We start from the raw sequence: 17613 nt of genomic DNA on the forward strand, positions 1-17613 counted from the left end.
GGGGGAAACGCGCCCACCCGCTCGAAGTAGCGGCCGTTGGACCGGTTGCCCTTGCCGGTGGCGGAGCTTGCCGCTAAATCTTCGGCAGCTCACACGGGGTGCCTTCGGGCTGAGAGGCGTCGCGCCAACCCGTCGAACCTGATCCGGATCGTACCGGCGGAGGGATTGCGGGCGTTCGCGAGGTCCTCGCGGCGCGGCTCTTCCGACGTCGCCGCATCGAGAGGCCCCTTTATGATTACTATCCCACCGCAGCTTTTGTCCGGTGCGGCTGTCCTCGCCGTGCTGTCCACCTTCGCCGCTCCCGCCTTGGCGCAGGATGGCAAGCCGACACTCACCGTCTACACCTATGAGAGCTTCACGCCCGAGTGGGGGCCGGGGCCTAAGATCGAGGCGGCGTTCGAGGCGGTCTGCGATTGCGACCTGACATTCGTCGGCCTGGAGGATGGGGTCGCGATCCTCAACCGGCTGAAGCTGGAGGGCGAAACGAGCGACGCCGACATCGCCCTCGGGCTGACCTCCGACCTCATTCCGGAAGCCAAGGCGACGGGCCTGTTCGCCGACAGCGGCGTCGATCTGTCCAAGCTGACGGTGCCGACGGGCTTTTCCGATCCGGTCTTCGTGCCCTACGACTATTCCTATCTCGCCGTCGTCTACGACACCGAGGCTATCGACAATCCGCCGAAGAGCCTCGACGACCTCGTGTCCGGCGATTCCGAGCAGAAGATCGCCATCGAGGACGCGCGGACCTCGACGCCGGGGCTCGGTCTGCTTCTGTGGATGAAGGCGGTCTATGGCGAGGAGGCGAAAGCCAAGTGGGCAAAGCTCTCCGACCGCATCCTGACCGTCACGCCCGGCTGGAGCGAGGCCTATGGCCTGTTCACCAATGGCGAGGTGCCGCTGGTGCTGAGCTATACGACATCGCCGGCCTATCACATGGTCGAGGAAGGCTCCGAGCGCTATCAGGCCGCGGCCTTTTCGGAAGGCCAGTATCTCCAGATCGAGGTCGCGGGCCTGCTCAAGAACGCCGATCAGCCGGATTTGGCGCGCCAATTCCTAAAATTCATGCTGACCCCCGAAATCCAGTCGATCATTCCGACCACCAACTGGACGCTGCCGGTGATCGACGGCATCGAAATGCCGGAGGCGTTCGACCGGTTGGTCAAGGTGGAGACGCCGCTGTTCATCGATCCCGAGACGGTTGCGGCGAACCGCAAGGCCTGGACGCAGGAATGGCTCGAGGCGATCGGCCGCTGATGCGCCTGGGCGTCCGCGTTGGACGGCGCGGCAGGGCTCGATCGCGCGCGCGGCCATGACCGGCTCCACCGACCGGACCCTTCGCATCGGCCTCGGTTTTGCCGCCGCCGCGGCCCTGATCGTCTTTCTCGGCGGCGCGTTCGTGTTCCTGCTCGCGGCGACGGGCGCCGTGCCCGATCTGCCGGCACTCTTCGCCGACCGCTATATCCGGGGCGTCGTGCTCTTCACCATGGAGCAGGCGGCGCTGTCGACGCTCTTGTCACTTGCCGGCGCGGTGCCGCTGGCCGTCGCGCTCCACCGCGCGCGCTTTCCCGGACGCCGGGCGGTGCTGCGGCTGTTCCTCTTGCCGCAGGCGCTGCCAGTTCTCGTCGGGGCGCTGGCCATCATCACGATCTGGGGTCGCAACGGCGTGCTGTCCGGCGCCTTCGCCGCGATCGGGCTGCCGCGGCTCGACGTCTATGGCCTGGCCGGCATCCTGATTGCGCATGTCTTTTTCAACTTGCCGCTCGCCGCCCGGCTGATGGTGGCGGCGCTGGATCGCGTGCCGGCCGAAAGCTGGAAGCTCGCCGGGCAATTGTCTCTCACGCCGCTCGCCACCTTCCGGCTGCTCGAATGGCCGGCGATCCGCGCTAGCCTGCCGGCGGCGGCGAGCCTCGTCTTCATGCTCTGCGTGACGAGTTTCACGCTCGTCCTCGTCCTCGGCGGCGGACCCCGCGCGACGACGCTGGAAGTCGCGATCTATCAGGCGCTTCGCTATGAGTTCGACCCCGGTCGGGCGATCGCGCTGTCCCTCCTGCAAATCGCCCTGACCGCCATCATCCTGTGGTTCGCGACCCGGCTCGGCGGTGATGTCGCGGCCGGGTTCGGCCTCGGCGGCCGGGCGTTGCGCTACGACCGGCCGAGCCGGGTGAGGGCGGCAATGGATGCCGCGATCCTGTCGCTCGGAGTAGCCTTCGTCCTGTCGCCCTTCGTCGCGGTTCTGGTGCGCGGATTGCAGGCGGACCTCGTCTCGCTCGCCGTCGATCCGGCGGTCCGGCGCGCGGCGCTGACCAGCCTGGCGATCGCCCTTGCCGCGGCATCGCTGGCGCTTCTCGTCTCGGTCCTGGTGATCCTCGCCCTCGAAGCCTTGCGCGGCGCGCCGTCCGGGGCGCGTCGTGGCCGGGACACGGCGCGCAAGGGGCTGGAGACGGCCGCCAGCCTCGTTCTCGTGGTGCCGCCGATCGTCGTCGGAGCCGGCTGGTTTCTGGCGTTGCGTCAGGTCACCGACGTCTTCGCCGCCGCGCCTTATGTCGTCGTCGCAACCAACGCCGCCATGGCCGTGCCGTTCATCGTGCGGATCGTCGGGCCGGCGCTGGCCGCTGCCAATCAGGCGACCGGGCGACTGGCGGACAGTCTGGGGCTCGCCGGCCTGTCGCGGCTGCGCTTCGTCGATTGGCCGGCCATGCGTCCCGCGCTCGGCCTCGCCTTCGCCTTCGCGCTGGCGATTTCGCTCGGCGATCTCGGCGCGATCGCCCTGTTCGGCAACCAGGACCTCGTCACGCTGCCCTATCTGCTGTTGCAGCGCATGGGGAGCTATCGCACCAGCGACGCGGCCGGTCTGGCGCTGATTCTCGGAATTTTGTGCCTCGGCCTGATGGTGCTGGCCGAGCGCGGGCTGGCAGGCGCGGGAGAAAAGCGATGAGCGAGGTGCCGGCCTTATCCTTCGAAGACGTTCGCCTGGCCTATGAGGGCAGCGACATGCGGTTCGATCTCAAGGTGATCGAGGGCGAATGGCTGGCGGTGATCGGCCCGAGCGGCGCGGGAAAGTCGACGCTGCTCGATCTGGCGGCCGGTTTCGCGACCCCCGATTCGGGACGGGTCGGCATCGCCGGCTCCGACATGAGCGGGGTCGCCCCCGCCGAGCGGCCGCTCAGCATCGTCTTTCAGGAGAACAATCTGTTCCCCCATCTCGACGTGTTTCGTAACGTCGCGCTCGGCATCGCCCCGAATCTTCACCTGTCCGAGGACGACCGGCGCCGCGTCTTGGAGGCGCTGGAGGCCGTCGGCCTTGCGGGTTTCGAAGCCCGTCGTCCCGCCGCGATGTCCGGCGGCGAACGCCAGCGCGTCGCGCTCGCTCGCGCTTTCCTCCGCGATCGTCCGCTGCTGCTGCTCGACGAGCCCTTTGCGGCGCTGGGGCCAGCGCTGCGCAAGGAAATGCTGGGGATGCTGAAGACGCTTCGTGCGGAACGCGCGCCGCGTCCCATGACCGTGGTGATGGTGACCCATCATCCGGACGACGCGGCCGACCACGCCGATCGCGTCGCATTCCTCGATCGAGGCGTGGTGCTCGCGGTGGGGCCGACGCGCGCGATCCTGTCGGGCCGGACCGATCCGCGTGTCGCCCGCTATCTCGGCACAAAGGTTTCTGATTCATGACGCATTTCCGGCAAATTTGCTTGTTAGCCGGGAAGGCATCCATGATGAGGGGGCGCGCCGCGGATTTGCGACGTCGTGTTGCGGATCGATCCTTCCGCGGAGCGTGGCGTTTCGGCTAAGGGTCTTGTGCGAACAGGGCAGAGCTGAATTTCTGCGGCATATTGGCGGGGGCGGTGATCGCACCGATGGAAATGATGTCCGGGGTCTGGTCCGCAAGGCGTGTGACACGCGCGGCGCTTCGCGGCGCGGCGCTGGCCGCGTTGATGGCGGTTGGCGCGTGTACGTCGTTGGAGGCGAGCCTGGACGGTCTGGCCGGCGATGTCGGCCGCGACGCCAAGTCCGGCTATGCGGCGACGCGCCAGCCGATCACCTTCGAAAACATCCAGCAGGGCGACCCGCAATCGGTCATCGGACGGGCGCAGCATCCGAAGATCCTGGCGGCGTATGGTGGCGCCTATTCCGATCCGAAACTCGAACGAACCCTGGCGACGGTCGTCGGCAAGCTTCAGGCGGTGACGGAGGATCCGAACCGCGCCTACCGAATTACCGTTCTGAATTCTCCGAACGTCAACGCCTTCGCGCTGCCGGGCGGCTACGTCTATGTGACCCGCGGTCTGCTGGCGCTGGCCAACGATTCCGCTGAAGTGGCCGCCGTGATCGGTCACGAGATGGGCCATGTCACCGCCAATCACGGCATCGAGCGCCAGCAGCGCGAGCAGGCGGCCGAGATCGCCAGCCGCGTCGTGAACGAAGTTCTGGCCAGCGAGCCGGCCGGGGAGATCGCACTCGCCCGCAATCGGTTGAATCTCGCTCAGTTCTCTCGCAAGCAGGAATTGCAGGCCGATGTGCTCGGCATCCGCCACGTCGCCCGTGCCGGCTACGACCCGTTTGCGGCTTCGCGCTTCCTGGGTGCGATGGATTCCTATTCCAAGATCCGGAATGCCTTTCAGGCAAACGATCCCAATCTCGATTTTCTCGCCTCGCATCCGTCGGCACCGCAACGCATCGACCTCGCCGCGCGTCACGCGCGCCAATATGGCCCGTCCGGTACCGGCGCGACCGACCGCGACCGGTATCTGTCGGGCATCGACGGGATGCTGTTCGGGGACTCGGCTGCCGAAGGTTACGTGCGCGAGCGGCGTTTCTATCATCCCGGCCTCGGCATCACCTTCGAGGTTCCCGATGGCTTTCTTATCGACAATACCGCCGAAGCCGTTATGGCGACGGGGCCGGGCGACACCGCGATTCGGTTCGATGGTGTGGCCCTGCCGGCAACCACCAGCCTCGTTGATTACGTCAACAGCGGCTGGATCGGCGGACTTGATCCATCGACCATCCGCAAACGGCGAATCGGCAATCTGGACGCGGTTTCGGCGCGGGCGCGCGGGGGCGAGTACGCCTTCGAGGTGACGATCATCCGCGTTGGCGGCCAGGTCTATCGGTTCCTGACGGCCGTCCAGGCCGCGTCCGCGGCTTCCGTCGGCACCGTCGCCGATCGTGTCGCCAGTTCCTTTCGTTTGCTCAGCGCCTCGGAAAAGGCCGCGCTCAAGCCCCTGCGAATCCGGATCGTGACGGCTGCGGCGGGAGACACGGCCGAAAGGTTGGCGACTCGCATGGTCGGCGTCGACCGCAAATCGCAGATGTTCCGTCTTTTGAACGGCCTTGAGGGCCGGGAAGAGGTCCGCGCGGGAGGGCGCTACAAGATCGTCACGGAATAGTGTCGGAGGCGACGGCGTAGCCATGAAGCCCTTGGCGTCGCGTCGGCCATGTTGCGCGAACGCACTTTGAAGGCGCCATCGGCCGATTGACTTTTGCCCCCCACCCTTCCTATAAGCGCCCACACGAGTGGGCAGCGTTCCGCGCGACGGGTTGTTGCGCGCTTTCCTCCTGCTCCGTACCCAGATTTCGGAACACATGAAGGGTCCGCGCATCCGAGCGCGGGATTGATACGATGAAACGTACCTATCAGCCGTCCCGGCTCGTCCGTAAACGCCGTCATGGCTTCCGCTCGCGCATGGCGACCAATGGTGGCCAGAAGGTCATCGCGGCGCGTCGCGCCAAGGGCCGCAAGCGGCTCTCGGCCTAGTTGCGTCGCGGCCGCCGGACGATCTCCGATGGCCGTCGGCAAGATGAGAAATCGCGCGGAATTTCTGGCCGCGCGCAAGGGCCGTCGCTTGAACGGCCCGTTTTTCTTTGTCGAAGCCCTTGATCGGGGCGATGGCGAGGCTCCCCGCGTCGGTCTGACAGTGACCAAGAAGGTCGGCAACGCCGTCGTGCGCAATCGAATCCGCCGCCGGCTGCGCGAGGCGATCCGCCTTGACGCCGAGGCTGACATGGCGCCCGGCATCGATTATGTGATCGTCGCGCGGCGCGAGGTGCTGGCCATGCCCTTCGCCACCCTGAAGGACGAACTGTCCCGACGGTTTGCGCGTGCGAAGCGGCCGGATCGCGATCCGACCATAGTGAAGCGGCGTCCGCCAGGGCGTCCATCGGGGTCTGATTGATGGAAAACAACCGCAACTTTCTGATCGCCATGGCGCTCTCCATCGCGGTTCTCGTCGGCTGGCAGTTTCTGGTGGTCAGCCCGCGTATGGACGCGCAGAGGCAAGCGACAGAAACGGTTCAGAACGACGGTTCGTTGCAGACCCCGCAGACGCCGGCGGGTACCCCCCAGGAGAATGTCGTCGCGCCGGCGGGGCGCGAGAGCGTCGTGCCGAGTGAGGGTTCCGTTGCGGCGGTTCCGGCGACCCGCGAAGAAGCCGTCGCCTCCGGTGCGCGCATCCCGATCGACACGCCGGCGCTGTCGGGCTCGATCAACCTGACCGGCGCCCGCCTCGACGACCTGCGGCTCAAGAATTACCATGAGACCGTCAAGGATACCTCGCCGACGATCGTGCTGCTGTCGCCCGAGAACCTGCCGACCGGCTATTTCGCCGAATTTGGCTATATCGGGCAGAATGCCGGCGATCTGCCCGGTCCAACGACGAATTGGCAGGCCGAGGGCAACCAGACCCTGACGCCGGAAACGCCGGTGACGCTGACCACGACGAACGGCGCGGGCGTGACCTTCTCGCGGCAGATTTCCGTCGATGAAAATTTCATGTTCACCGTCGAAGACACGGTGCGCAACGACGGCGCGCAGCCAGTTACCCTGTCGTCCTACGGGCGTGTCACCCGCTACTCCAAGCCGGAGGTGGCCTCCGTCTACGTCCTGTTCGAGGGGCTGCTCGGGGTGTTTGGCGAGGACGGGCTCTCCGAAGTCAAATATTCCGCGATCGAGGACGACCTGCGCTACGTGCCGCCGAAGGTCGCCAGCGGCTGGCTCGGCATTACCGATAAATACTGGGCGACGACGCTGATCCCGCAGGCCGGGCAGCCCTTCCAGTCGCGCTTCCTCTATCTGACCGGCAACCGGCCGCGCTACCAGACCGAATATGTTGCCGATCCGATGACACTGGCTCCGGGCGCTACCGCTACCGCGACCAACCGCACCTTCGCCGGCGCGAAGGTCGTCGACGTCATCGACAGCTACGAGGACACGCTCGACATCCGCCAGTTCGGCCAGTTGATCGACTGGGGCTGGTTCTATTTCATCACCCGTCCGATGTTCCACGCGCTGGACTGGTTCTATCGCTTCATCGGCAATTTCGGCCTGGCCATCCTGGCGGTTACCGTCGTCCTCAAGCTGATCTTCTTCCCGCTCGCCAACAAGTCGTACAAATCCATGGCGCGCATGAAGAACATGCAACCCAAGATCACCGAGCTGCGCGAACGCTTCAAGGACGACAAGCAGAAGCAGCAGCAGGAGATGATGCGGATCTACAAGGAGGAGAAGATCAATCCGGCGGCCGGCTGCTGGCCGATCCTGATCCAGATTCCGGTCTTTTTCGCCCTCTACAAGGTCCTCTATGTGACCATCGAAATGCGGCATGCGCCGTTTTTCGGCTGGATCCAGGATCTCGCCGCGCCCGATCCAACCAGCATCTTCAATCTCTTCGGCCTGGTTCCGGTCGATCTGCCGAGCTTCTTGTTGGTCGGCGTCTGGCCGATCCTGATGGGCATCACGATGTTCATCCAGATGCGGCTCAACCCGACGCCGCCGGACCCCACCCAGCAGATGATCTTCACCTGGATGCCAGTGATCTTCACCTTCATGCTGGCCTCGTTCCCGGCCGGCCTCGTCATCTACTGGACATGGAACAACTTCCTGTCGATCATCCAGCAGAGCGTGATCATGAAGCGCAACGGTACCAAGATCGAGCTGTGGGACAATCTGCGCGGCCTGTTCCGGCGACGGGAAAAACCGTCCCAGAGCTGAGCCGACACCGACGGATAGAGGCGAAGGGCCGACGATGCATGGACCCGATCCGGACGATCCTCACCCGGTGGAGGGGCATCCACGGGTTGGTTTCCTGAAACCGATCGTCGACCATCCGCAGATCGAAATCGGCGCATACACCTATTACGACGACCCGGCGGGACCGGAACACTTCGTCGAGCGCTGCGTCGGTCATCTCTATCCGTTTCTCGGGGATCGCCTTGTGATTGGGCGCTTCTGCGCCATCGCGGCCGCTGTGTCCTTCGTCATGAACGGTGCGAACCACGCGATGACCGGTATCTCGACCTATCCCTTCAATATCTTCGGCCATGGCTGGGAAGAGGGGTTCGATTTCGCGACCATCCTCGCCGGCATGAAGGGCGACACGATCATCGGCAACGATGTCTGGATCGGCGAGGGCGCGACGATCATGCCGGGTGTGACGATCGGCGATGGTGCGATCGTTGCCGCACGGTCGGTCGTGACCGGGGACGTGCCGGCCTATGGCATCGTCGGTGGCAACCCGGCTCGGGTCATCCGGTTGCGGTTTTGCGAGCCGTCTATCGCGCGGCTGCTGCGGCTTGCCTGGTGGGATTGGCCGATCGACAAGATCACCTGCAATCTCGGTGCGATCCGGGGTGGCGATATCGATGAGCTTGAGAAGGCGCAATGACCATGGCTGACGAAACCGACAAGGCCGAGACACTTCCGGAAGCGGCGGACCCGCGCTTCTTCGCGCGGCCCTGGATCTTCGTGCGCGGCGCCCCGGCGATGAAGTTCTTGCCGCCGGAAGGCCCGCCCGAGATCGCCTTTGCCGGCCGCTCGAATGTCGGCAAATCCTCGCTGATCAACGCGCTGCTCGGCCGCAAGGGGCTGGCCAGAACCTCGAACACGCCCGGACGCACGCAGGAGTTGAATTTCTTCGTGCCGGACGGCTATGGCGGGGAGACGACGGAGCTGCCGCCGATCGCCCTGGTCGACATGCCCGGCTATGGCTACGCCAAGGCGCCGAAGGATCAGGTCGACGCCTGGACGCGGCTGGTGTTTTCCTATCTGCGCGGACGGGTGAGCCTCAAGCGTGTCTTCCTGCTCATCGACGCGCGGCATGGGATCAAGCCCAACGACGCCGAGGTGATGGGGCTCCTCGACAAGGCGGCAGTCTCCTACCAGATCGTCCTGACCAAGATCGACAAAATCAAGGCGCCAGCCGTTCCCAAGCTGGTCGAAGCGACTGCGGCCGCGATCGCCAAACGCCCGGCTGCGTTTCCGCGGATCCTGTCGACATCGTCGGAAAAGGGCGTCGGGCTGGACGATCTCAAGGCCGAGATCCAGTCACTGGCGGACTGAGCGCGAAAGCCCTCAGAACCTCTGGAAGACCATGTCGAGCGCGGCGACGATGGCGTCGTGCTCCAGCGAGAGGTTTTCAACGCGTTCGCCGAGCGCTGTGAGCGGTATGGCGGAGAGGAACTGCGTCGCCATGACCATTTTCATCCCGTCGATCTCGAAGATGGGATTGAGGCGCTTTGCCGGCTTCGGCGCCTGCGCAATCGGGAGAAGCGGAACGACGACCCGCGTGTTGAGGGCATCGAGGATGTCCGCCTGCACATTCAGGACAAGGCCGCGCCCGCCAATCAAAGGGTGAACGTCATGGCGGGCCATCTAAAACAGGCGGTGCCGTGCCAGCGGGGTGCCTTCGGTCTCGACATAGCGATTGGAACTAGCCAGGGCCTCTTCGTTTGCCTCCTGCCATTGTGCGGCATGGACGGCGCGTACGGCCTTTGCGATCCCCTCCTCCGCCGCTTTCGCGAGGTCGATCTTCAGAGCCTTCGCTTCCGCAAAGAGGGTCGGATCGATGGCGAGGCTGGCGGTGTGTGCGGGATTGGGCATGGGCGTCTCCGGGGTCACATAGCGAAGCTAAGCGCCGGATCGAGCGAGAGCAATATGGCGGCGTACTTGTCGGAGCGCCTTTTAAACCAACCATCGACGTGCCGTCAGCCGTCCCTCTTCAGCAGCCGCCTGCGGATATGCGCCTCGATCCGGTCGCAGACGGCGCGATAGGCATCGAGAATCTGTTCGCGGCTGCCGTCAGCCACGGACGGGTCCGGCATTGGCCAGAATTCGACGTCGACCGAGGCGGTGCCCGTGGCGTCGAGGGCGGCGTGGTGCGCCTCCGGCGCCATGGTGACGATCAGGTCGAAATAGCCGTCCTGCAGCTCCTCGAAGCGCTTCGGCCTATAGTCGCCGAGGCTGAGACCTCGTTCGGCCAGCACGATGTCGACGAAGGGGTCGCGCTGCCCGCTGCGGACGCCGGCCGAGGCGATGTAGACCGATGCGGGAAGGATCGAGCGGGCGATCGCCTCGGCGATCGGCGAGCGGATCGCGTTCATGCCGCAGACGAACAAGAGTGACGAGACCGCGACCTTGCCAGAAGGGTCGACCGCTGTCATTGGCCGCCCCCCGCTGTTGCAACAACATGGAATCCGACGTGTCGGGCCACGCAGGATACGCCAGATATTGTGCCGATTGCCGGTTTCGTCCGCGGCGCCATCGTGGGCTCAGTTCCGCCAGTGCAGAACGCAGATCAGCGTGAACAGCCGGCGCGCCGTATCGAGGTCGACGACGATTTTGCCTTTCAGGCGATCCATCAGGGTCTGCGATCCGTCATTGTGGATGCCCCGCCGGCCCATGTCGATCGCCTCGATCTGCTGCGGCGTCGCGCTGCGGATCGCCTCGTAATAGCTGTCGCAGATCAGGAAATAATCCTTGATCACACGGCGGAAAGGCGTGAGCGACAAGATATGCGCGACGATCGGCTCACCGACCTCGTCCCGTACGTCGAAAACCAGGCGCTTGTCGGCGAGCGAGAGCTTGAGCTTGAAGCGGCCGTCCTCGGGAGCGCCGGCCGGATTGAAGACGTTTTCCTCGATGAGATCGAAGATCGCCACCGCACGCTCGTGCTCGACATCTGGCGTTGCCCGGCCGATGGTCTCGTCGAGCTGGATGTCGATGAGCCTGCCGCTCTTCTGGTCGCCGCCGCCGGTCATCGCACGATCAAAGGTTCAGCCGGATCGCCACGGACCGGCCGTGAGCGTCGAGGCCTTCGACACGGGCCAGTTCGATCGCGGCGGGGCCGAGCGTCCGCAACTGCTCCGGCCCGAGCTTGAGGATCGAGGTGCGCTTGACGAAGTCGAGAACCGACAGCCCCGACGAGAAACGGGCCGAGCGAGCGGTCGGCAAGACGTGGTTCGAGCCGCCGACATAGTCGCCGATGACCTCCGGCGTATGGCGGCCGAGAAACACAGCGCCGGCGTTGCGCACCTTGGCGAACAGCGCCTCGGGGTCCTCGACTGCGAGTTCCAGATGCTCGGGCGCGATCCGGTCCGACAGGGCAGGGGCCTCGTCGAGGGATGCCACGCGGATGATGGCGCCATGGTCGCGCCAACTGGCGGCAGCGGTCTCGCCGCGCGACAGAAGCCGCAGCTGCCGCTCGACGGCCGCTTCGACCGCATCGGCGAAATCGCCGTCGTCGGTGATCAGGATCGACTGCGCCGCTGCGTCGTGCTCGGCCTGGCTCAAAAGATCTGCGGCGATCCAGTCCGGATCGTTGGCGCCGTCGGCGATCACCAGAATCTCGGACGGACCGGCGATCATGTCGATGCCGACCGTTCCGAACACCTGGCGCTTGGCGGCGGCGACGTAAGCGTTGCCTGGGCCGACGATCTTGGCGACCGGCGGGATCGTCTGGGTGCCATAGGCGAAGGCCGCGACCGCTTGGGCGCCGCCGAGCCGGTAAATCTCGTCGATGCCGCAGATCTTCGCGGCCGCGAGCACCAGCGGATTCAGCGCGCCCCGCATCGCCGGCACGGTCATGGCGATGCGCTCGACGCCGGCGACCTTGGCGGGAACCGCGTTCATCAACACCGAGGAGGGGTAGCTCGCCTGGCCGCCCGGAACGTAGAGGCCGACCGATTCGACGGCGGTCCAGCGGCTGCCGAGCTCGACGCCGAGCGCGTCGACATAGCGGTCGTCCTGGGGGCGCTGGCGTTCGTGATGGCTGGTAATGCGCTCATGTGCGGTCCGCAGCGCCGCGAGCGTCTCCGGGGCGGTTGCCGCGAAGGCAGCGTCGATCTCGTCCGATTCGACCCGCAATGTCTCCGCCGTCAGATCGAGGCCGTCGAAACGCCGGGTCAGATCGATCAGTGCTGCGTCGCCCTCGGCGCGCACACGAGCGACGATCGCGCGAACCGCGTCATCGACGTCGGCGGCGGATTCGCGTTTTGCGCCGAGCAGCGCCCGGAACTTCGCCTCGAAATCGGCGTCCGTGCTGGTAAGCCTCGACGGCACTGTGGCAATTCCCCTCTTGATCTGCGGCGGCGTGGCGACCGGCGCCGTGCCGAACTGCCTTCGTCAGGCCGACGGATCGGAACGGTCGTGCTCCGGCCGGGCCGATGTGCTCCAGGCACCTCCGACGTCGGCGAGCTGCGCCTCGATCACCTCGACGTCCAGCCTTATCGCGGAGCCGCCGGCGAAGACAAGTTCGACGACCCCGGAGGGGGCATCGGCGGGGGTGAAGCGGATGGCCAGCAGTACGAGCACCTGATCGCCCTCGGTCGCGTCCAGGCCCATCCGCTTGACGCCCCGCACCCGGTCGAAATGCAGGACGGCCCGCCGCCGCTCATATTCGGCCTTGCGGAACAGGCGAAAGCGGGAAATTCCCTCGGCGGTTTCCCAGACGAAGCGGTTCATTTCGACGACGAACTGCTGCTCACCGGCTCGGTAGCGACAGTCCCGCAATGTGACGACGGCATCCTGGCAATAGGCCGACAGGATGGCGAGATCGTCGGTATCGACGGCAAGGAGGCGCAGGCGGTCCATCGTGATGAGCGTTGCTTTCTATCTAAACGGGCGGACTGAACGGGTTACTGCACCGCAAACTAGGCCGGCGGCTCGGAATTGGAATGGTCATCCCGTCGCCCGGTTCACGACGACGTTTCGCGCGATTATTCAAGCCGGAAGCGGCTGCAAAGCCAAAGGCCGACGATGGCGAGCCAGGTCATGAGCCAGATCGGATTGCCGCGACTGAAGAAATAGCTCTCGAAGAAGGAATTCAACAGGGCAAATGCGAGGATCATCAGGAGGAAATCCGCCAGGCGACGGTTTTCCACGGCGGGCTGGGTCGTCAGATAATCCTTGAACGGCAGCAACACCAGCATCCATGCCGCGACCGCGAGTGTCGGCCATCCGCCCCAGATGGCGATGTCCAGATAGCCGTTATGGGCGTTGACGATAAGGCGCGGGTCCCAGGACAGCTCGAACGGGGCCTCGGCCTTGTAGACGACGCCCGTGTTCCAGAAGGTCTCGAAGCCGAAGCCCGTCCATTGATGATGGCCCATCAAGTCGAGGGTGAAGCGCCACAGATCGAGGCGGCCGGTAAAGGTCGTGCCGGGCAGAACCGCCTGCAGCACGATGTCGAGCGCGGGCGAAATTGCCGCTCCCAGCGTCAACAGCGCGGTTACGAGAATGGCAAGGAAAAGAACCGCGATCGGCAGGAGGCGGCCGCCGAATATCCGACCGCCCGTGACGAAAAGGGCAACGAGCGGAACCAGAGCCAGAGTCGTCTTGGAGCCGGTCTTGTAGATGAAGACCGCCGCCAGGACCGCGATGACGAGGCCGGCCCACCGCTCGCCGCAGCGCATGAGGTAGAGCCCGGCGAAAAACAGCATCGCCATGATCGGACCGGCGACGTTCTTGTGGCTGTAGATGCCCCGCCACAAACCGGCATGCTGCGGTTCGAGGCCGTCCGATCCGTGGATCGCCAATCCGGGATAGGCGACAAGCCCCAGATAGGAGAGCCCGAGAACGACGAGCGCGGCGATGGTGAGCGCCAGCCGGAAGTCGCGGATCGAGGGCGGTAGGCTGAGCGCGCCGGTCATGGCGAGCATTGCGGTCAGCGTGAACAGGATCGCGCGGATCGCGGCGCCCGGCGACTCCGATTGCAGAACGGAAAAGGCCAACAGGGCGATCGTCAACAGCCAGACCGGGCGCAGCAGCGAGAGCGCGACCGCGCGGTCGGTGAACAGGAGATGGCCGACGATCGCGACGAGCGCGAGAGCACTGTAGCCGAGTTGATTGACGATATTGCCCTGAACGTCGGTCTCGTATTCCAGCACGAAGGGCGTGAAGGAGACGAGAAGAAACGTCAGGATCGTCGCCGCGAAGACGAGCCGAAGCACCCTGATCGGGTCGTGGACGCCGACGGCGTCAGTTCTGTTCGGGACGACGATATTGTTCATTGACGAGGCCGAATTCGGCGAGCAGGCGGCCGACGGCGACCTGCATGTGGTAGAGCCCGATGACAGGCGACTTGGTGTCGAAGGCCAGCCGTGCAGAGCGGAACGGCGAGGCGGCCAGCAAGGCGGCGCTCTTGGCGAGGCGGCGGAACCGGTCGGTCGTCCCGCCGCGACGGCGGCGTTCGATGATCGAAGAGATCGCGCCATTGCGCAGTGCCCGCGCGTTCAGCCACGAGAATTCGGTGCGCCGGGCTGGCGTCGTCTCATGGACGGGAGCCTCCGTGCACCAGCCGAAGGTGAAACCTTTTTCGCGGCAGCGCGAATAGAAGTCGCTGTCGCCGCCGCCGATGAAGTTGAAGGCAGTATCGAGATAAGGGGCGCCGATCGCCTCCAGGACACGGCGCCGGATCAGGACGTTGCCGGAGGAATAGAGGATCGGCACGGGTCCGGTTCGGGCGTAATGGGGCGTGAACACGGGATGGCGAGCATAGCGCGCCTGTCCATTGCCTTCGAAAATCGGGATCTGCGGGGCGCCGACGATGTCGACGGCAAGGGTCTCGGCCGTCTCCACCAGCCGCGCGATCCAGCTTTTACTGGCAATCTCGTCGTCGTCGATGACCAGAAGATACCGCATCGCCGGGAAGCGCTCGATCGCCGTTTGCCATCCAGCATTGTAGGCCGCGCAATTGCCGCGCTCATGGGCGATCAGGATCAATCCCGGAAGCCGGCCGGTTTCGAACAAGTGCGCGGCGGCGGTCAGTCCCTCGCGGCCTTCGGCATCGTTCTCCATGACGATGACCGCGAACCGCCTTTCGGTCTGCTGGGCGGCGAGCGATTGAAGCGTCTTCAGGAGATGCTCCGGCCGGCGGAAAGTCGGCAGGGTGACGACGACCTCGTACCGCCCGAAATCGAGGTCCGGCGAGATACACTCGATGGTGATGGCGTCGGTCATAGGGCGTCGTTCGATCGGATCGCTTACCGGAAGGCGGGTTGGAGTAGATACCAGAACAAAATCAGAAGAAGATGAACGAAGTCTCGACGCAGCCCTCAAAAATCGCGAAATTCGGTCGCGAGCCCAGCAGAACAAACGAGAAGCTGGCCCCGCGGCGCGCTTTCCGATCCATCCCCATGGCACGCTTGGCCTGCTCCAACACGTCGCGCGGCGATCAAGTCGCCGAAACGTGCCGGCGGCATTAGGGCAATTTCAACGTGCGGCTGCGACAATCGGATTTTCCTGCAATGCGCGGAGTGGTCCGGTCGGAATGCATCTTCTGTTCGTTTCATCGCTCCTGCCCGACGACGATCCATCGACCGGCTTCGAGATCGCGAACCGCGCCATCGTCGCGGCGTACCGCCATCATGGCGTGCGACTGACTTTCGTCGGCTTCCGCCGGCCGGGATCGCGGCCCGCCAGGGCAGACGAAATCTGCCTCGGCGAACTGGCGATCGAAAATTCCGGGGCGTCGACGCTCCGCAAGGCGGCCTGGGTCGGCGCGGCGTTCGCTCGCAACCTGCCGGTCGGAGCCGCGAAAGTGGCCGGGCTTAGCCGCGCCGAGCTTCTCGGCCGTCTGGCCGAAGCGGGGCCGGTGGACGGATATGTGCTCAGTTCCGTGCAAATGCCGGCCGCCTATCCCTTCCTGGCGCGCGAAAAACCGTCGATCTTCATCGCTCACAATGTCGAACATCGCTCCGCCCGCGAAAACGCCCGCAATGCTGGCGGTTTCCACACCCGGCTGCTCTTCGGCCGCGAGGCGGCGCTGCTCGAGCGCGCCGAGGCAACGATCTGCCGGGACGCGGCGGTCGTCCATACGCTGAGCGAAGACGACCGGGACGGGCTCGGCCTTGCCGGATCCGACAAATGCGTGCCGCTGGCGCTGACCGTCGGCCGCCCGAACGTCGCCGACAAGGGCGAACGGGCCCATGATGTCGGACTGATCGGCACCTGGAGCTGGGCGCCGAACCGGGTCGGCCTCGACTGGTTCGTCGACGAAGTCGTGCCGCTGCTTCCTTCCGATATGTCCATCGCAGTGGCCGGGCGCTTCGACGGCCCGCCACCCGCCGCCGCCGCCAATGTCACTTTTCTCGGCCGCGTCGAGGACGCCCAGCGGTTCGTCGGCGCCTCGCGCGTGCTCGCCCTGGCGACCAAGGGCGGCACCGGCGTTCAGTTGAAGACGATCGAAACCTTCGAGGAGGGGATGCCAGCGGTCGCAACGCCGCAAGCCCTGCGCGGCGTCGACAGTGTTCCCGCCAATGTGCGGGTCGCGGATGCGCCGCGGGACTTCGCCGACCGGATCATCGAACTCGTCGCCGCCGAAAGGGCCGGCCAATCGCTTCGCCTCGACGGCGCCGCCTTCGCGCGCGCCCAGGGGGCCGCGCTCGACGCCGGCATCGCCGCCGGCCTGGATCGGTTCGCCAAGGCCATCGATAACCATCAGGCGCTGGTTGCACCGGTTGGCCCCGATGCAGTCGTCCCGCCTCGGCTCGCCAACGGAGTTGCCGGACGATGATGAAAGCGAGCGCCCTTTGGCCGGCGGGTTCCTCGCGAGGCGAAGCCGGCGCGAGCCGTGACATCGCCGGCATCGCGGTCACCGACCGCTCCGGCGTGGCGGTCATCGCGGCGCTCGCCGACGCACTGGCGGCCGGCCGGACCACGCGGCTAGCCTTCCTCAACGCCCATTGCGTCAACATCGCCCGGCGGGACGCAGCCTACAAACGCGCTCTGGAGCGCTTTCTGGTGATCCCCGACGGGATCGGCGTCGATACCGCGGCGCGGATGATCTACGGCAAACCGTTCACCGAGAACCTCAACGGCACCGATTTCCTGCCCCGCCTTCTCGCCTCGCTCGACGGCCGCCTGCGCGTCGCCCTGATCGGGGGCGCGCCGGGCGTCGCCGAGCGCGCGGCGACCCGGCTCGCGGTCGAGATCCCGGCGCATGATTATCTCGTGGTGTCGGACGGGTTCTTCGACCGCAAAGCTTGCGCTGGCGTCCTGGACCACCTCGCCTTGGCCAAGGCCGACATCGTTCTCGTCGCCATGGGCGTTCCCGCCCAGGAACTCTTCATCGCCGATCATCTGGGCGAGCGCTACGGCCGGCTCTTCGTCGGCGTCGGCGCGCTGTTCGACTTTCTCGCCGGCAATGTGGCCCGTGCGCCGCTCGCTATTCGGCGCCTGCGCATGGAATGGGCTTGGCGTCTGGCGCTGGAGCCCGGCAGGATGTGGCGCCGTTATATTCTCGGCAACCCGCTCTTCCTCTTTGGCATTCTGCGCGATCGGTTGCGGCGGGAGCGGGACGATGTCTGATGCCGCGCCACGGCAGGGCGCCGGGAAAGGGCGGC

Annotated in this window: 19 protein-coding genes and 1 riboswitch; of the genes, 11 read left to right on the forward strand and 8 right to left on the reverse strand. The window is 65.7% G+C overall.

Annotated elements, in window-relative coordinates; genetic code table 11:
• The first annotated feature begins 84 nt into the window (after positions 1 to 84).
• Positions 85 to 183: riboswitch (TPP riboswitch) on the forward strand.
• Positions 184 to 231: 48 nt separating this feature from the next.
• The 9 genes from thiB to yihA all read left to right on the forward strand — a co-directional run bounded on the left by thiB (position 232) and on the right by yihA (position 9334).
• On the forward strand, positions 232 to 1254 hold the full coding sequence (gene thiB, locus VQ045_RS04085) for a thiamine ABC transporter substrate binding subunit (RefSeq protein ID WP_331829249.1): 1023 nt from the start codon (positions 232 to 234) through the stop codon (positions 1252 to 1254).
• A 55-nt stretch (positions 1255 to 1309) separates the two neighbouring features.
• Positions 1310 to 2935 carry a thiamine/thiamine pyrophosphate ABC transporter permease gene (gene thiP / locus VQ045_RS04090; protein WP_331829250.1) on the forward strand — a complete coding sequence of 542 codons (1626 nt, stop codon included), beginning with the start codon at positions 1310 to 1312 and terminating at the stop codon, positions 2933 to 2935.
• A complete protein-coding gene (locus tag VQ045_RS04095) occupies positions 2932 to 3669 on the forward strand; it encodes a thiamine ABC transporter ATP-binding protein (RefSeq protein WP_327623236.1) in 738 nt (245 codons plus the stop codon). The genes thiP and VQ045_RS04095 overlap by 4 nt, the downstream gene beginning before the upstream one ends.
• A gap of 185 nt (positions 3670 to 3854) precedes the next feature.
• A complete protein-coding gene (locus tag VQ045_RS04100; protein ID WP_331829251.1) occupies positions 3855 to 5387 on the forward strand; it encodes a M48 family metalloprotease in 1533 nt (510 codons plus the stop codon).
• Between the two features lie 233 nt (positions 5388 to 5620).
• Complete coding sequence (gene rpmH, locus VQ045_RS04105; protein WP_206453065.1) at positions 5621 to 5755, forward strand: 50S ribosomal protein L34; 135 nt, start codon at positions 5621 to 5623, stop codon at positions 5753 to 5755.
• A 28-nt stretch (positions 5756 to 5783) separates the two neighbouring features.
• Positions 5784 to 6173, forward strand: a complete 390-nt coding sequence (rnpA, locus tag VQ045_RS04110) for a ribonuclease P protein component (RefSeq protein ID WP_327623238.1) — start codon at positions 5784 to 5786, stop codon at positions 6171 to 6173.
• The gene (gene yidC / locus VQ045_RS04115; RefSeq protein ID WP_327623239.1) at positions 6173 to 7987 is read left to right on the forward strand and encodes a membrane protein insertase YidC; all 1815 of its coding nucleotides are present in this window, start codon (positions 6173 to 6175) and stop codon (positions 7985 to 7987) included. Before rnpA ends, yidC begins: the two co-directional genes overlap by 1 nt.
• Positions 7988 to 8021: 34 nt before the next feature.
• Positions 8022 to 8660 (forward strand): CatB-related O-acetyltransferase, encoded by a 639-nt coding sequence (locus tag VQ045_RS04120; protein WP_327645511.1) that lies wholly within the window; start codon positions 8022 to 8024, stop codon positions 8658 to 8660.
• Positions 8661 to 8662: 2 nt separating this feature from the next.
• A complete protein-coding gene (gene yihA / locus VQ045_RS04125; protein WP_442873056.1) occupies positions 8663 to 9334 on the forward strand; it encodes a ribosome biogenesis GTP-binding protein YihA/YsxC in 672 nt (223 codons plus the stop codon).
• Positions 9335 to 9346: 12 nt separating this feature from the next.
• Here yihA and VQ045_RS04130 read toward each other — a convergent pair whose 3' ends face one another.
• The 8 genes from VQ045_RS04130 to VQ045_RS04165 form a co-directional block, all read right to left on the reverse strand.
• Positions 9347 to 9646: a CcdB family protein gene (locus VQ045_RS04130; RefSeq protein WP_331829252.1), complete on the reverse strand. Its 300-nt coding sequence runs from the start codon at positions 9644 to 9646 to the stop codon at positions 9347 to 9349.
• Positions 9647 to 9874 (reverse strand): type II toxin-antitoxin system CcdA family antitoxin, encoded by a 228-nt coding sequence (locus VQ045_RS04135; protein WP_331829253.1) that lies wholly within the window; start codon positions 9872 to 9874, stop codon positions 9647 to 9649.
• Positions 9875 to 9978: 104 nt separating this feature from the next.
• Positions 9979 to 10434 carry an arsenate-mycothiol transferase ArsC gene (locus VQ045_RS04140; RefSeq protein ID WP_331829254.1) on the reverse strand — a complete coding sequence of 152 codons (456 nt, stop codon included), beginning with the start codon at positions 10432 to 10434 and terminating at the stop codon, positions 9979 to 9981.
• A gap of 108 nt (positions 10435 to 10542) precedes the next feature.
• Positions 10543 to 11031, reverse strand: coding sequence for a UPF0262 family protein (locus VQ045_RS04145; RefSeq protein ID WP_327647768.1), 489 nt, complete (start codon positions 11029 to 11031; stop codon positions 10543 to 10545).
• A 7-nt stretch (positions 11032 to 11038) separates the two neighbouring features.
• Positions 11039 to 12331 carry a histidinol dehydrogenase gene (gene hisD, locus VQ045_RS04150; protein ID WP_327647769.1) on the reverse strand — a complete coding sequence of 431 codons (1293 nt, stop codon included), beginning with the start codon at positions 12329 to 12331 and terminating at the stop codon, positions 11039 to 11041.
• A 63-nt stretch (positions 12332 to 12394) separates the two neighbouring features.
• On the reverse strand, positions 12395 to 12862 hold the full coding sequence (locus VQ045_RS04155; RefSeq protein WP_327647770.1) for a DUF2948 family protein: 468 nt from the start codon (positions 12860 to 12862) through the stop codon (positions 12395 to 12397).
• Positions 12863 to 12987: 125 nt separating this feature from the next.
• Entirely contained in the window at positions 12988 to 14280 is a 1293-nt protein-coding gene (locus VQ045_RS04160; RefSeq protein WP_331829255.1) for an O-antigen ligase family protein, read from the reverse strand.
• Complete coding sequence (locus VQ045_RS04165) at positions 14249 to 15229, reverse strand: glycosyltransferase family 2 protein (RefSeq protein ID WP_331829256.1); 981 nt, start codon at positions 15227 to 15229, stop codon at positions 14249 to 14251. The genes VQ045_RS04160 and VQ045_RS04165 overlap by 32 nt, the downstream gene beginning before the upstream one ends.
• 310 nt (positions 15230 to 15539) lie before the next feature.
• On the opposite strand from VQ045_RS04165, the gene VQ045_RS04170 reads away from it, so the two are divergent.
• Together VQ045_RS04170 and VQ045_RS04175 are read left to right on the forward strand one after the other, a co-directional pair.
• The gene (locus VQ045_RS04170) at positions 15540 to 16784 is read left to right on the forward strand and encodes a glycosyltransferase family 4 protein (protein WP_331829257.1); all 1245 of its coding nucleotides are present in this window, start codon (positions 15540 to 15542) and stop codon (positions 16782 to 16784) included.
• Positions 16781 to 17578 carry a WecB/TagA/CpsF family glycosyltransferase gene (locus tag VQ045_RS04175; RefSeq protein WP_331829258.1) on the forward strand — a complete coding sequence of 266 codons (798 nt, stop codon included), beginning with the start codon at positions 16781 to 16783 and terminating at the stop codon, positions 17576 to 17578. Before VQ045_RS04170 ends, VQ045_RS04175 begins: the two co-directional genes overlap by 4 nt.
• The last annotated feature ends 35 nt before the right edge of the window (positions 17579 to 17613 follow it).

Origin of the sequence: Aurantimonas sp. E1-2-R+4 (genome assembly GCF_036549515.1) — a bacterium.
Classification (GTDB): Bacteria; Pseudomonadota; Alphaproteobacteria; order Rhizobiales; family Rhizobiaceae; genus Aurantimonas; species Aurantimonas coralicida_A.